This window comes from Amycolatopsis heterodermiae, assembly GCF_034929455.1.
Classification (GTDB): domain Bacteria; phylum Actinomycetota; class Actinomycetes; order Mycobacteriales; family Pseudonocardiaceae; genus Amycolatopsis; species Amycolatopsis heterodermiae.
Genome location: NZ_JAYFSI010000002.1, coordinates 729,070 through 742,738, shown reverse-complemented (window position 1 = coordinate 742,738; position 13,669 = coordinate 729,070). Strand labels below are relative to the sequence as shown.

Annotated in this window: 9 protein-coding genes; 4 read left to right on the top strand and 5 right to left on the bottom strand. The window is 71.2% G+C overall.

Annotation, left to right across the window (positions count from 1 at the left end; all coding sequences use genetic code 11):
• Nucleotides 1–58: 58 nt before the first annotated feature.
• Complete coding sequence (locus VA596_RS13700; protein WP_323326874.1) at nt 59–2,071, bottom strand: phosphocholine-specific phospholipase C; 2,013 nt, start codon at nt 2,069–2,071, stop codon at nt 59–61.
• A gap of 108 nt (nt 2,072–2,179) precedes the next feature.
• Nucleotides 2,180–3,019 (bottom strand): helix-turn-helix transcriptional regulator, encoded by an 840-nt coding sequence (locus VA596_RS13695; protein ID WP_323326872.1) that lies wholly within the window; start codon nt 3,017–3,019, stop codon nt 2,180–2,182.
• 101 nt (nt 3,020–3,120) lie between these two features.
• On the opposite strand from VA596_RS13695, the gene VA596_RS13690 reads away from it, so the two are divergent.
• On the top strand, nt 3,121–3,798 hold the full coding sequence (locus VA596_RS13690) for an SDR family NAD(P)-dependent oxidoreductase (protein ID WP_323326870.1): 678 nt from the start codon (nt 3,121–3,123) through the stop codon (nt 3,796–3,798).
• 1 nt (nt 3,799) lies between these two features.
• On the opposite strand, the gene VA596_RS13685 is transcribed toward VA596_RS13690, so the two are convergent.
• Together VA596_RS13685 and VA596_RS13680 are read right to left on the bottom strand one after the other, a co-directional pair.
• On the bottom strand, nt 3,800–6,199 hold the full coding sequence (locus VA596_RS13685) for a glycoside hydrolase family 32 protein (RefSeq protein ID WP_323326868.1): 2,400 nt from the start codon (nt 6,197–6,199) through the stop codon (nt 3,800–3,802).
• 85 nt (nt 6,200–6,284) lie between these two features.
• Nucleotides 6,285–6,707, bottom strand: a complete 423-nt coding sequence (locus VA596_RS13680) for a DUF6292 family protein (protein ID WP_323326866.1) — start codon at nt 6,705–6,707, stop codon at nt 6,285–6,287.
• Nucleotides 6,708–6,810: 103 nt separating this feature from the next.
• On the opposite strand from VA596_RS13680, the gene VA596_RS13675 reads away from it, so the two are divergent.
• From VA596_RS13675 to VA596_RS13665, 3 genes are all read left to right on the top strand, one after another.
• A complete protein-coding gene (locus VA596_RS13675; protein WP_323326864.1) occupies nt 6,811–7,254 on the top strand; it encodes an SRPBCC family protein in 444 nt (147 codons plus the stop codon).
• A 653-nt stretch (nt 7,255–7,907) separates the two neighbouring features.
• Complete coding sequence (locus VA596_RS13670) at nt 7,908–8,810, top strand: NmrA family NAD(P)-binding protein (protein ID WP_323326862.1); 903 nt, start codon at nt 7,908–7,910, stop codon at nt 8,808–8,810.
• A 172-nt stretch (nt 8,811–8,982) separates the two neighbouring features.
• Complete coding sequence (locus VA596_RS13665) at nt 8,983–9,783, top strand: adenylate/guanylate cyclase domain-containing protein (protein ID WP_323326860.1); 801 nt, start codon at nt 8,983–8,985, stop codon at nt 9,781–9,783.
• Nucleotides 9,784–9,819: 36 nt separating this feature from the next.
• On the opposite strand, the gene VA596_RS13660 is transcribed toward VA596_RS13665, so the two are convergent.
• Nucleotides 9,820–13,506, bottom strand: a complete 3,687-nt coding sequence (locus VA596_RS13660; RefSeq protein WP_410171886.1) for a CARDB domain-containing protein — start codon at nt 13,504–13,506, stop codon at nt 9,820–9,822.
• Nucleotides 13,507–13,669: the final 163 nt, after the last annotated feature.

Sequence of the window (13,669 nt, the reverse complement as noted above, 5' to 3'; positions counted from 1 at the left end):
CCGGTCATACCCGTCAAGGCATGACCGGCATCCTGTCCGGCGGGACAGCCCTATCGGCTCACCGCGTGATGATCGCCGGGTCGCTGGTGCTGGGACGGCCGTTCTCCACGTGCCCGGCCAAGCGGCGCAGGAACTTCGGGTCCTTGTCCGACGTCACGGAGACGTCGTACCAGTTGTTGCTCCGCCCGGTGTCCACCTTCTCGACGGTCCGCGCGCCCGGCCGCAGCTGCCGGGTCGCCGAACGGCGCCCGTAGGCGTCGGTGATCGTCAGCCGCACGGTGGCGGACCCGGTGTTGACCAGGGTCAGCTCGACGCACCCGCCGTCCTGGCGCAGGCTCACCTCGGGCCCGGCCGTGGTGCCGCGGAACTGCCGCAGGAAGCTGTTCGGGCCGTGCGCGGTGAAGTCGTACCCGCCGGACGCGGGCACCGCGCCGGACAGCGAGCGGCCCGCGCCGACGGTGTAGGTCCGCGGGTCCGCCGACGGCGACGTCACGACGAACGCCGCGCCCGCCCGGCCGTGGTTGGCGAAGGTCAGCGTCAGCTGGTCACCCTGCACCCGCGCGTCGGCGGCCAGGTCGTACGGCAGGGCCCGCGCCGGGCGCAACCCGTGCTCCTGCTTCGGCAGCACACCCTTCGCGGGCACCGCGGGCACGTAGTCCGGGTGCCGCTCGCGGTCCGGCGGCGCGTAGGCGGCGGTGTCCGGCAGCCGCAGCACGTGGGCGTCGGTGCGCGAGAAGTCGAACGCCGACGTCAGGTCGCCGCAGACCGACCGCCGCCACGGCGTGATGTTCGGTTCCTTCACCCCGAACCGCCGTTCGATGAACCGGATGATCGACGTGTGGTCGAACGTCTCCGAGCACACCCAGCCGCCCTTGCTCCACGGCGACACGACCGTCATCGGCACGCGCTGGCCGAGTCCGTAAGGGCCGGTCGGGTTCGACGCCGAGCCCGCAAAGATCTCCCCCGTAGTGTCCACAGTGGACTGACCGGCCGTCGCGTACGGCGGGAGCACGTGGTCGAAGAAGCCGTCGTTCTCGTCGTAGGTGACGAACAGGGCGGTCTTGCTCCAGACCTCCGGGTTCGCGGTCAGCGCGTCGAGCACCTGCGCGAGGTACCAGGCGCCGTAGTTCACCGGCCAGTTCGGGTGCTCGCAGAACGCTTCCGGGGCCGTGATCCACGAGACCTGCGGCAGCTTCCCGGCCTTGACGTCGGCGCGCAGCAGGTCGAAGTAGCCGTCGCCGGCCTTGGCGTTCGTGCCGGTACGGGCCTTGTCGTACAGCGGGTCGCCGGGCTGGGCGTTGCGGTAGGAGTTGAAGTACAGCAACGAGTTGTCGCCGTAGTTGCCGCGGTAGGCGTCGTCGATCCAGCCCCAGCCGCCGGCGGCGTCGAGGCCGTCGCCGACGTCCTGGTAGATCTTCCACGACACCCCGGCCTTCTCCAGCCGCTCGGGGTAGGTCGTCCAGGAGTAGCCCTTTTCGTCGTTGCCCAGGACGGGCCCGCCGCCGGTGCCGTCGTTGCCCGTGTAGCCCGTCCACATGTAGTAGCGGTTCGGGTCGGTGGAGCCCATGAACGAGCAGTGGTAGCTGTCGCAGATCGTGAACGCGTCGGCGAGCGCGTAGTGGAACGGGATGTCGTCGCGGGTCAGGTACGCCATGGTGGTCGAACCCTTGGCGGGCACCCACTTGTCGTACTTGCCCTGGTTCCACGCGCTGTGCGTGTCGTTCCAGCTGTGCGGGAGGTCCTGGATGAACTGCAGGCCCAGGTTGTCCGCGTCGGGGTGGAAGGGCAGGATGTCGCGGCTGCCGTCGGGCTGCGCCCAGACGGGCTTGCCGGACTGCAGCGTCGCCGGCCGCGGGTCGCCGAAGCCGCGCACCCCGCGCATCGTGCCGAAGTAGTGGTCGAACGACCGGTTCTCCTGCATCAGGACCACGATGTGCTCGACGTCGCGCAGGCTGCCGGTGCGGTGGTTCGCGGGGATCTCCGCCGCGCGGGCGATGCTGCCCGAAAGGACCGAAAGGGCGGCGGTGCCCCCGGTCAGCTGCAAGAACCGCCTGCGGTTGACGTCCGTCATGAGCACTCCGTGGTGTGATGGCCGGGAACCGCGCCAGTATCACCCGCTCGCCGGGGCAATCACTACCGCCGCAGGCGAACTCCCGGTGAAGCCCAGGTCAACGGCTCGTCAGACGAGGGTCTGCGTGCCGAGCACGATCGCCAGGCCGAGGCGCTCGGCGTCCTCCGTGCCCGGTTCGGCGGTGTAGACCATGATGCGCAGATCGTCCGCGGCCACGATGAGCGTGTCGCAGTCGAGGGTGATGCGGCCGACCAGCGGGTGGTCGACGATCTTGTGCCTCGACGTCTCCTGCGCCGGCTCGGGTGCGCCGGCTTCCCACAGCTCCACGAACCGCGGGATCCGCGACAGCTGTTCGACGAGCCGGGTGACGCTCCGGTCGGCGGGGTACCGCGCCGCGTTGAGCCGCAGGTCGGCGACCAGCTGGGCGACGAAGTCAGCGTGCTCTTCGGGGGTGTGGACGGCGCGCGTGCCGGGGCCGGCGAGGTGGCGCCAGACGGCGTTGCGCTCGATCCCGTGCCAGGTCGTCGTGTCCCCCATCAGCGCGTCGTAGGGCGCGTTGGCGACGACGAGCGTCCAGGTGGCGTCGTAGACCGCGACCGGCGTGCCGGCCAGCCGGTCGAGCAGGCGCTGGACGCTCGGGGTGATCCGCGACGGGACGAGGTCGAGCCCCGGCGCGACGTGCCCGGCCAGGCGGAACAGCAGGTCACGCTCGCCGTCGGCCAGCCGCAGGGCGCGGGCCAGCGCCTCCACGACCTGCACGGACGGCGACGTCGCCCGCCCCTGCTCGAGCCGGGTCAGGTAGTCGGCGGAGATCCCGGCGAGGCCGGCCAGCTCTTCGCGGCGCAGCCCGCTCGCGCGGCGGCGCCGGCCCACCGGCACCCCGGCCGTCTCGGGCGCGACGCGGTCGCGGCACCGCCGCACCATCCGGCCGAACTCCCACGTCTCCACGCCTCCAGTGTGCGCGCCCGCGGTTCCGTTGTCCTGGCCCTGGCGGTCCTACGAAAACGGCACAACTGCCTGACCGTGGGGCCGCGGTGGACCCTCGGGTCATGACCACGACATTGATCACCGGGGCCAACCGGGGCCTCGGCAAGGAAACCGCCCGCCAGCTCGTCGCCGCCGGGCACACCGTTTACCTCGGCGCCCGTGACGCCGAGCGCGGCCGTGCGGCCGCGGACGAGGTCGGCGCCCGGTTCGTCCAGCTGGACGTCACCGACGACGCGTCCGTCGCCGCGGCCTTCGAGCAGCTCGAAGGTGGGCTCGACGTGCTCGTCAACAACGCGGGCATCGCCCTGCTCGGCCTCAACGGGCCGGAGGCGCTGGCGGTGTTCGACACGAACGCGGTCGGGATCGTCCGCGTCACCGAGGCGGCGCTGCCGCTGCTGCGGAAGTCCGCCAACCCGGTCGTCGTCAACATCTCGAGCGCGCTCGGCTCGTTCGCGGCCAACCACGACCCGTTGCGGCCCGCGTCGCAGGTGTCGGCGATCGTCTACGGCGCGAGCAAGGCGGCCGTCTCGATGCTCACGGTCCAGTACGCGCGGGCGGTGCCCGAGGTCAAGTTCAACGCCGTCGAGCCGGGCTACACGGCGACGATGCTCGGCGGCATCGAGAACAGCCACGGCCGCCCGGTCGAGATCAGCGCCCGGACGGTCGTCCGGATGGCCGTCATCGGCGCGGACGGCCCGACGGGCACCTTCCAGGAGGACGACACCGAGCTGGGCTGGTGACTCAAGTGATCGCCAGGTGCTGGGTGAGGGTGTTCCCGGCATAACCGTTCACCCCGAACCGCCCCGACGGGTAGGTGCTGTCGGTGGCGTCGATGATCGGGGCGGTGCCGTGGTCGAGCCAGACCTGGATGCGGGCGCCCGTCGTGCGCACGGTCAGGTGGTAGGTGCGGCCCTCGATGATCGGCGTCGCGTACGTTGCGATGTCGCGGCCGGGGCGCCAGAGCTTGACCAGGCCGTTGCTGTCGACGTTCGCGGTGTAGCCGGTGCTGTCGGCGGCCGCGCGGAAGGTCAGGCCGGCCGCCGTGCCGTTGGTGACCGAGACGTCGCCGTCGTAGGTGAAGTCCGTGCCGGTGCGGTCGCTGAGGTAGAAGCCGTTGTCCGGCGAGCGGCCGCGCAGGCCGTCCGGGGTGGTCGTCCAGGTGCCGCCCCGGGCGGTCCAGGCGCCGGAGGTGAACGCGTCCAAGCCGCCGGGACCGGTGTTGAGGTTCTGCACGGTCGCCGTCCCGTGGTAGGCGTTCGCGCCGAAGCGGCCGGACGCGAAGACGTCGTCGGTCGCGTCGATCACCGGCGTGGTGCCGTGGTCGAGCAGGACCTGGATGCGGGAGCCGGTCGTGCGCACCTCCAGGTGGTGGGTGCTGCCGGCGGCGATGGGCGTGGCGTACGTCGCGATGTCGCGGCCGGGCCGCCACAGCTTGACCACCCCGCTCGTGTCGACGTTCGCGGTGTAGCCGGCGCCGTCGTCGGCCGCGCGGAACGTCAGCCCGGCCGCCTGCGCGGTGTCCAGCCGGACATCACCCTGGTAGACGGCGTCACCCGCGGTGCTTGCGCTGAGATAGAAGGCGTCGCCGGTGGACTGGGCCTGCTTGCCGCCGCTGGTGTCGGTCCACGAGCCGCCCGCCGCGTGCCACGGGCCGGCGAGGTTGCTCTCCAGCGTCGACTGGGCCGTGCCCCAGCTCGTGCTGAGCCGGGTGAACTTGGCGTTCTTCAGCCGCACCTGGCCGCCGGTCGCGAAGAGCCGGATGCCCTGGCTGACCGCCGCGGAATCGAAGTTCACGTTGTCGGCGACGGAAAACCGCCCGTCGCCGCCGAAGACCTCGAGCTGGCCGCGGTCGACCAGCAGGCGCATAGTGACTTCACCGTTGGTGGGCGCCAGCGGCTTCCCGTAGAGCGTGCCCGCCGCGCGGTCGTAGACGACGGTCCGGTCGGCGCTGCCGTCGGAACGGCTGTGCAGCGCGAAGCCGAACTGCGCGGCGGTCGCGCTCGCGACGTCGAACGTCGCGGTGATTTCGTAGGTGTCGGCGAGGATCCCGCCGAAGAGGTTGCTGCCGGGGCTCACCGTCTGGTTCTGCCAGCTCCGGCTGTCGGCGCGCAGCGAGTCCAGCTCGGCGACCGGCGTCCGCGTGATCTGGGGGCCGTCGGGTGAATCGACGAGCCGCAGCTCCGCCGGGAAGGTCGCGTTGCCGGTCCAGCTGCTGCCGCGATTTCCGCCCTGCCAAGCCATCTGCACCACACGGCCGTCGGGCGCGTTCGAGAACGTCTCGGCGGCGTAGAACGTACCTCCGGCGAAAGTGGTGCCCTGGTTCATCTTCTTCGGCTGCGGCCGGTCGGTGCGGAACGTCCTGCCGTCGAACGAACCGACGACGTACTCGCTCGTCGCCGACGTCAGCACCCACTGCTGCGTGCCGTTCAGCGTCATCGGGACCAGGTCGGGGCATTCGAAGAGCCAGTCCGCCGCGTACCGGCTGGCGAACGTCCAGTGCAGGACGTCGGGCGAGGTGTAGAGGTCGACGCCCCGGCCGCCGCGATCGGACCAGACGACCATGACCCACTGGTGGCGCGCGGCGTCCCAGACGACCTTCGGGTCCCGGCTCTCCTCCGGGATCTCGATCTGCTTGCGCCCCTTGTCGTAGGGCTGGAAGCTGCGGCCGTTGTCGTTGCTGTAGTAGATGCTGACGCCGTTGGTGTTGGTGAACACGATGATCGGGTCGAGCGGGCCGGTCTTCAGCCCCGACGTGTTGTCCCGGTCGACGATCCCGCCGCCGGAGAACAGGGTGCCGGGGTGCACGTCCGGCTCCAGCGCGATCGGTTTCTGCGTCCAGTGCACCAGGTCCGGGCTGGCGGCGTGGCCCCAGTGCATGGTGTCCCACTCGAGGCTGTGCGGGTTGTGCTGGTAGAAGAAGTGGTAGAGGCCGTTGGCGTAGACGAGCCCGTTGGGATCGTTCATCCACCCGGCCTGCGAGCTGAAGTGGAACTGCCCCCGGAACGGCTCCGAGTAGGTGGTCGCCGGGTAGGGGAACTCCGGGTAGTCCGCGACGGTGCCCGCGATCGCGGGCGACGCCGGCACGAAGACGGCCAGGGCGGCGAGGAGAACGACGAGCGACACGCGGGCGATGCGGACCACGGCACGGTCCCCTTCCCGGAGACAACGTTGTCAGCCTCGACCGTGGCACAGGCGCGGTGCCGCCCACAACGGCGGATCGGAGGGTCTACGTCCGGTCGGGCACGTACTCACCCAGTTGCCGGGCCAGCACCTGGCGGGTGACACCGGACGGCGGCGGGCTCTTCGGCTCCGCGTGCCTGCCGGACGCGGCGTCGTCGACGAACCGCGTCACCTCCCGCGGCGGGGGCACGAGCTCGTCACCCGCCCACCGCGCGATGACGACCGGGTCCTCGTCGGGCGCGGTCTCCACCGCGACCGTCCAGCCGCGCTTCTCACTCCACAACAGCATCACGTCGTGGCGTGGCCGGCCCGGCCACGGGCGTGACAGGGCGAGGTAGGCCGTGGCCGTGTCGCTGATCTCGATCGTCGTACCTTCCGCGGGAACTCCGACGGCGGTGGCGACGGCCCGCACGTATGCACCGAGCCCACGCTCCAAGGCCCGGGTCGGGTCCTGCTCCGAGGACTCCATGGGCGTCACGTTAGCCGCCCGCTACCGATCACGCCGTCCGGTGGCGCGTGGAACGGCCGGGGCCGGGGTATCCGGCGGGCCCCGCGAACGAACGGAGCACACCATGGCCGAGGTCAGCCGAGTGGTCGACGCATCACCGGAGGCCGTCTTCGCGGTCCTCGCCGACGGCTGGTCCTACGGCGGCTGGGTGGTGGGCAGCTCGCACATCCGCGCCGTCGACGAGGGCTGGCCGGCGCCCGGGTGCCGGATCCACCACAGCGTCGGCCCCTGGCCGGTGCAGCTCGAAGACGAGACGAAGGTGACCGCGGTGGAGCCCGGCCGGTCGCTGTCGCTGGAGGCGAAGGCATGGCCGACCGGCGTCGCCGCGGTCGGGCTCACGCTCACCCCGCGCGACGGCGGCGCGCGGACGCAGGTCACGATGACCGAGCACGTCGTCCGAGGGCCGGGCAAGCTGCTGCCGGAGGCCGTGCAAAGCTTGCTGCTGACTCCCCGCAACAAGGAGTCGCTGGCCCGGCTGGCCGACATGGCGACCGGCAAGCAGGCTTGACCTTCCGTCCACAATGGACCCTTTCCGCATCGGTTACGCATCGACTTCTTGCGGTTGTGCCGGGTCCGGCTCGGCGGCTGTAACGGTCGCGCAGCGAAAAGCGTCTTACCCTTCAGACGGAGGCCCCAGGCGCGGTCGTCGTCGACCACCGGTGCCGGTGTCCACGGCCCGGGACGGCTTCCCCCCGACCGTCCCGGCACTGCGGGCGCCGGCACCGGTTCCACGCCGGGCGGACGACCGTTCACCGGTTTGCCAGGTTTCGCCCCCTGCCCGCGGCGGGAATGCCTGAACCACGGCCCGCCGGCACTCCCCCCTCGCGGACGGGCCGGATCCCCGGTTCCGCCGCGCTCCCCTCCCTCGGTGCGGCGGAGCCGGGACCCCTCGCTGTTGTGGCACGGCGACGCGGCACCCATGGCCGAATCGGCCAACGCGTGATGGCGGCATCCGGCAAGTGCTCGGACGCCCAGTCGCCGCCCGCTGGCAGCGGATTCTGCGGCGGCGCCACTCCCCCGTGACCATGTCGGCCGCCCAGCGACCCCTCTCGTTGATCGCATCGGCGAAGCAGCGCGCTGATCGCTGTGGCGCAGCGCACTCCACTGAGTCCTATTTCAGGACTTAGCATGTCGAAGTCATCTTTCGACGGATGGAGCACGATGAACGGAACGATTCTCGTCACGGGTGCGGGCGGGCGGCACGGGAGCACCGGGACCCATCTGGCCCGGCGGCTGCTGGAGCAGGGCGTCCCCGTGCGGATCCTCGTGCGCCGTGAGTCGGACGTCAGCCGGACCCTGCAGGCGCTCGGCGCGGAGGTCGCCGTCGGTGATCTGCATGATCGGCGCACCCTCGAACCCGCCCTGGAGGGCGTCGCGCAGGGTTACTTCGCCTATCCGGTAACCGGCGGGGTCGTCTCGGCCGCGGCGAACTGGGCCGAAGCCGTCCGGCGGGGCGGCAGGCCGATCCGGACCGTCGTGCTGTCCATGGCGCCCGCGCATCCCGATCACCCCAGCGCGCTCGGGCGGGCGCAGTGGCTGGCCGAGGAAGTCCTGCGCTGGGCGGGGATCGACGTGTTCGTGCTGCGCGTCATGGCGCTGTTCCACGAAAACCTCCCGCTCCTGCACGGCCGGTCCCTCGCCGACGACGACGTCATCCGCAACGCGTTCGGCGCGTCGACGCTGGCCTGGATCAACGGCCAGGACGCCGCGGAGTTGGCCGTCCTCGCCCTGACGCGGCCCGAGCTGTTCGACGGTCCCCTCGCCGAGGTCCCCGGCACGGAACTGCTGACCCACCAGGAAATCGCCGACGTGCTGACCGGTGTCCTCGGCAAGCCCGTGCGATTCGAATCGATCAGCGTCGAGGCGTGGAGGGACGAACTCGACGGCGTCGTGAACGCGGACATGGCGTCGCACATCCCCCACGTGGCGGCCGCGGTGCTGCGGCGTGGGACCAGCATGGCCCCGGACCCGAGCCGCTACACCCAGCTGACCGGACGGCAGCCGGTCGCGCTGTCGACCTACCTCGGCTCGATCAAGGACACCCTGGTCAACGAACGGCGATGACCGCGGCGACGCCTGGCAGCAGCAGCGCGGCGCCAGTCTTCCCGACATCCGCGCCTGAGCGGGCCGAACCCCGCACGACGGCGATCACGCGGCACGGCCGGCGGCCCACCGCCGAGCGGGGCCCGTCACGTTCCGGGCGCCGGGCGGGCTACCTCCCGGTAGCATGCGGCCGGTGACGGACAGCCACGACGGACAGCCGGACCGGACGCGGAAAGCGTCCCGGTTCGTCGACCTGCTGCGGGCGGCCGACCGGCGGCCGGGCCTGGTCCGGTCCGCCCGTGCCGTGCGGCGGCTCGTGCCCGGTGACCGCGACCTCGGCGACGCGCTGTCGACCACCGCGGGCCATCCGTCCGACCGGGTGGCGCGACTGCTGGCCGAGGCGAAGGCCGAACAGCCCAGCGCGATGCGTGAACTGGGGCTGGCCGCGGTGCAGGTGTGGCAGGCCGTCGCCCAGGGCCGGGAAACCGAGACCGGCGAGACGACGATCGTGTTCACCGACCTGGTCGGGTTCTCGAGCTGGGCCCTCGACGTCGGCGACGCCCGGGCCCTCGAACTCCTGCGCGCGGTGTCGACGGCGAGCGAGGCGACGATCGCCCGGCACCGCGGCCGGGTCGTGAAAGGACTCGGCGACGGCTTGATGGCCGCCTTCGCCGATCCCGCGTCCGCGGTCGAAGCGGCGTACGAGACGTGCGGCGCGGTCAGCGCGATCGACCTCGGCGGCTACCGCCCCCAGCTGCGCGCGGGCCTGCACACCGGCCGCCCGCGCCGGGTCGGCCGTGACTACTTCGGCGTCGACGTCAACATCGCCGCCCGGATCATGGACGCGGCCGGCGGCGGCGAGGTCCTCATCACCGGCGACGTGCTGGCGTACCTCGACCGCGACCGGTTCACCGTCCGGCGGCGGCGCAAGTTCCGCGCGAAGGGCGCGCCGAGCGACCTCGAGGTGTTCGCCGTCGTCCCCCGCTACGAGTGACGCCGGGGCGGGCTCGCACCCGCCCCGGCACCAGCGTTACCTCGTTTCGCGACGGCCGGAACTGACCACCGCAGGGATGGGCGCCCCGTTGATCACGAACTGCGAACCCGGTTCGACGACCACGTTGCCGGTCGACGAGTTCGTGATCGCCACGTTCGTCAGGGTCGCGCTGCCGCGGGCGCCGCTCATCGCGAGGATGCCCGCGCCGTTGTTCGACTTGTCGATCTTGACGTTCGTGACGGCCGCGGTCACCACGCCGCCGCCCGTCTTGAACTGGATGCCGTCGTAGGTCGAGTCGTGGATCTCGGTGTCCCGCAACGTCACCCCCGGGATGTCCTTGCTCTGCGCGAAGAACGTGATCGCGCCGAACTTCTGCTGCTCGCCCCAGAACACGCCGCCGCAGCGGTACAGGGCGTTGTTGGCGATCAGCGTCTGCCCGGAGAAGGGCAGCGGGTCGTGGTCGGTCGCCAGCATGATGCCCGGGTAGTTCATCGTGTCGTAGACGAGGTTGTTCTCGATCTTGTTCCCGTACCCGCCGTAGATCGCGATCCCGTTGGCGCGCCAGGGAAGCTGGATCGTGTTGTTGGTGAACGCGTTGTCGTGCCCGATGTCCACCGACGTGTCCTTCACGTACTGGCTCGCCCACACCGCGAGCGAGTCGTCACCGGTGGTGCGGAACGACGAGTTGAACACCCGCGAGTTCCTGGTGCCGTTGGTGAAGTTGATGCCGTCGGCGTAGGTGTCGCGGATCCGCATGCCGCTGAACTCCAGGCCGTCGCCCGGACCCCACAGCGCCGGGATGTTGGTGTAGTCCCGGCCGACCCACACGCCCACGTTCGCGTGCTCGATCCAGACGTTCGAGATCTTCGTGCCGGTGCCGAACCGGCCGTTGAGGCCCACGCCGCCTTCCGCGTTGCCGTCGCCGCCGCGGATCCGGCCGGAACCGAAGATGGCGATGTCGGAGATCTGGACGTTCTTGTCGATGTCGAACCCGAAGTTGCCCTCGTGCGGGTGGTTGATCGTGCCCGCGTCCTGCGGCTGGATCAGCGAGTACAGCTGCGAGCGCCACATGCCGGCGCCCTTGACCGTCACGTTGGAGATGCCGATCTGGTTGTACTGGCCGCCGCCGTTGGGCACGTTCGGGTCGTCGGTCAGGATCTTCTTCTCCTGCCGCCACTGGCCTTCCGGGATCCAGACGCAGGTGATGACGCCGTTCTGGTCGTCGGTGACCGCGTGCTGGATCGCCGTCGAGTCGTCGACGCCGTCGTTCGGCACCGCGCCGTAGTCGGTGATCGACGTGCACTCGGCCGGCTTGGCCGTCGCCGGCGCGACCTGCTCCAGGTCGACCAGGTCGATGACGTAGAACGACGCGTTGTCGCCGCTGTCGCGCTGCAGCTTGAACTTCGTGCCCGGCGGGTACGACTGCGCCAGCAGCGCGTGCGACTCGTCGAACAGCCGCCGCGCGTCTCCCCCGGGCCGGTTGGTGAGGCCCTCGGGGTCGTCGGTGGTGCCGTAGAGCCAGCTGTGCGTCGAGGACAGCGTCAGCTTCTGGGCGAACGCGCCGTTGACGTACAGGCTGAGCGTGTAGTCCTGCCCGCCGCCGGCCGCGGCGTCGGGCACCGAGTTGCGCACGACGATCGAGTTCGACTGGTTCGTCGACGTGACCTCCACGTACTGGCCCTGGCTCGCCAGCCGCACGGACTGGCGGCCCGAGGACTCGGTCGCGAAGTTCGTGTGCCCGAACGTGCGCAGCGGGTCGGCCGTCAGCAGCTGGCCCTCGTATTGCGCGGCTTCCGCCTCGTACTCGGTGTACGGCACGGCCGCGCCGCGGCCGACGACGATCGCCCGCGAGAGCCCGTTGTTGGACTCGTTGGTCTCCGCGACGGTGTTCGTCGCGTCGGCCGTCGCGGTGAGCGTCGCGCCGCCGTTGGTCGCGGTCCACGTGCCCGGCACCGCGACGTTCGCCGTCGCCCCGGCCGCGATCGCGCCGGTGGTGGCGTCCAGCGTGGTGCCGCCGACGGTCAGCCGGGTGACGGAGCTGCCCGAGCTGCTCGTGCCGCGGTTGTGCACCGCGACGGTGAACGACACCGCCGCGCCGACCGCCGGGTTCGGCGGGTTCGACGTGATCCCGGTGACCTCGAGGTCCGGCCCCGGCGCCTGCGCGATGACGAGCTGCGTCGGTGACGTGTAGGTGTTGTTGCTGTCGTTCTGCTCCACGACGGTGTTGGCCGGGTCGACTGTCGCGGAGACGCTGTAGGTGCCCTGCGGCCGGGTGCCCGCGTTCACGGTGACCGTGGCGGACGCGCCCGCGGCGAGCGCGGCGACGGCCGCGTTGCCGACGACGGTGCCGCCGAGGCTGACGTTCACGGTCGTGGCGCCCGCGTTCGCGGTGCCGGCGTTCTTCACGGTCGCCGAGACCGCGAGCTGGCTGGTCTCGGTCGGGTTCGCCGGGGTCCAGGTCGTGCCGGTGACGACCAGGTCCGGGTTCGGCGCCGGGGTGCCGAGCACCTGGAACTCGGCGACCTGGCCGCCGGGGGCGCCGGAGTTGGCGGAGAACTGCAGCCGCACGTCCGCGACCCGGCCGGTGACCGGGATCGTCACCGAGTTCTGGTTGGCCGCCGGGTCGAAGCGGTAGTCGGCGCGGGCCTTCAGCGAGGTGAACACGGTCGAACCCTGGTCACGGCCGAGGACCTCGAAGTTCTGCGTCCGCGCGCCCCACACCGGGTCCGGGTTGAGCTTGACGACGACCGAGTCGAGGTCGGCGTTCGCGCCGAGCTTGACCGTCAGCGTGTTCGGGTAGCCCGCGGCGGACTCCCAGTACGTGGCGGTGTTGCCGTCGTTCGCGTTGGCGGCGACGAAGTCGTTGACCGTCGAGGACGCCTCGATCGGCTTGCCTGCGGCGAGGTTCTGGCCGGCCTGGGTGCCTTGGCGCACCACGTGGTTGCTGTCGGCGGACTCGTTGCCGGCGGCGTCCTTGGCCCGCACGAAGTACTCGACGCGCGTGCCCGCGGGCCGCGTCTCGGTGAACGTGGTGCCGGTGATCGTCGTGACGGGCGCGTTGTCGCGGTAGACGGTGTAACCGGTGACGCCGACGTTGTCCGTCGAGGCCGACCAGCCCAGCCGGATCTGGCCGGAGCCCGGCTCGGTCAGCGCGAGGTTCGCGGGCGCGGACGGCGCCTGCGTGTCGCCGGTGTCCGCGCCGTACAGCTCGAACTCCGACAGCTGCGCGGCCGGCCACTGGGTGTTGGCGGTGACGTTCAGCCGCACGTACCGGGTCGACGCCGTCACCGGGATCGTGACGGTGTTGCCGCCGGCCGCGAACGCGTAGCCGTTCGAGGCGGCGAGGTCGGTGAACGAGCTGCCGTCGGTGCTGCCGCGCACGGCGAGGGTCTGGGTGCGGGACTCCCAGGCCGCGGGCAGTTTCAGCACGATCCGCGAGAGCGTCTTGGCCGAGCCGAGGTCGGCCTGGATCCACTGCGGGAACGCGTTGTTCGCGGACTCCCAGTAGGTGTCCTGGTTCCCGTCGACGGCGTTGGCGACGGGGAAGCCGGGCAGCGCGCTGCTGGCCGAGACGGTGCGGGTCAGCGGCACGTCCGCGAGCGCGGCCGGCCGGGCTTGGGTGGTTTCCGGGGGTGGCGGCGGTGGCGCACCGGCTGCGGAAGCGAGTCCGGTGAGGGTGAGCCCCGCAGCGAGGAGACCTGCGACGAGCCGGGACAGGCGCATACGTGTCATGGCGTCTTCTCTTCTTCGAGAACAGCAGGAGGGGAGCCAGAGTCGTACGAGTCTGCAACAACCGGGAGACGATCTGCAAGAACTTGACATGGATGAGTAAATTTACGACTAAGCGCGTTGCTCCGTCAGGAGGACGCCGCTTTGGTCGCGCGAT

Excerpts from the sequence above, each read along its gene's own strand:
- VA596_RS13690 (WP_323326870.1), top strand. The coding sequence starts at position 3,121 with ATGACCACGACATTGATCACCGGGGCCAACCGGGGCCTCGGCAAGGAA.
- VA596_RS13700 (WP_323326874.1), bottom strand. The coding sequence starts at position 2,071 with ATGACGGACGTCAACCGCAGGCGGTTCTTGCAGCTGACCGGGGGCACC.
- VA596_RS13680 (WP_323326866.1), bottom strand. The coding sequence starts at position 6,707 with ATGGAGTCCTCGGAGCAGGACCCGACCCGGGCCTTGGAGCGTGGGCTC.
- VA596_RS13660 (WP_410171886.1), bottom strand. The coding sequence starts at position 13,506 with ATGCGCCTGTCCCGGCTCGTCGCAGGTCTCCTCGCTGCGGGGCTCACC.
- VA596_RS13675 (WP_323326864.1), top strand. The coding sequence starts at position 6,811 with ATGGCCGAGGTCAGCCGAGTGGTCGACGCATCACCGGAGGCCGTCTTC.
- VA596_RS13670 (WP_323326862.1), top strand. The coding sequence starts at position 7,908 with ATGAACGGAACGATTCTCGTCACGGGTGCGGGCGGGCGGCACGGGAGC.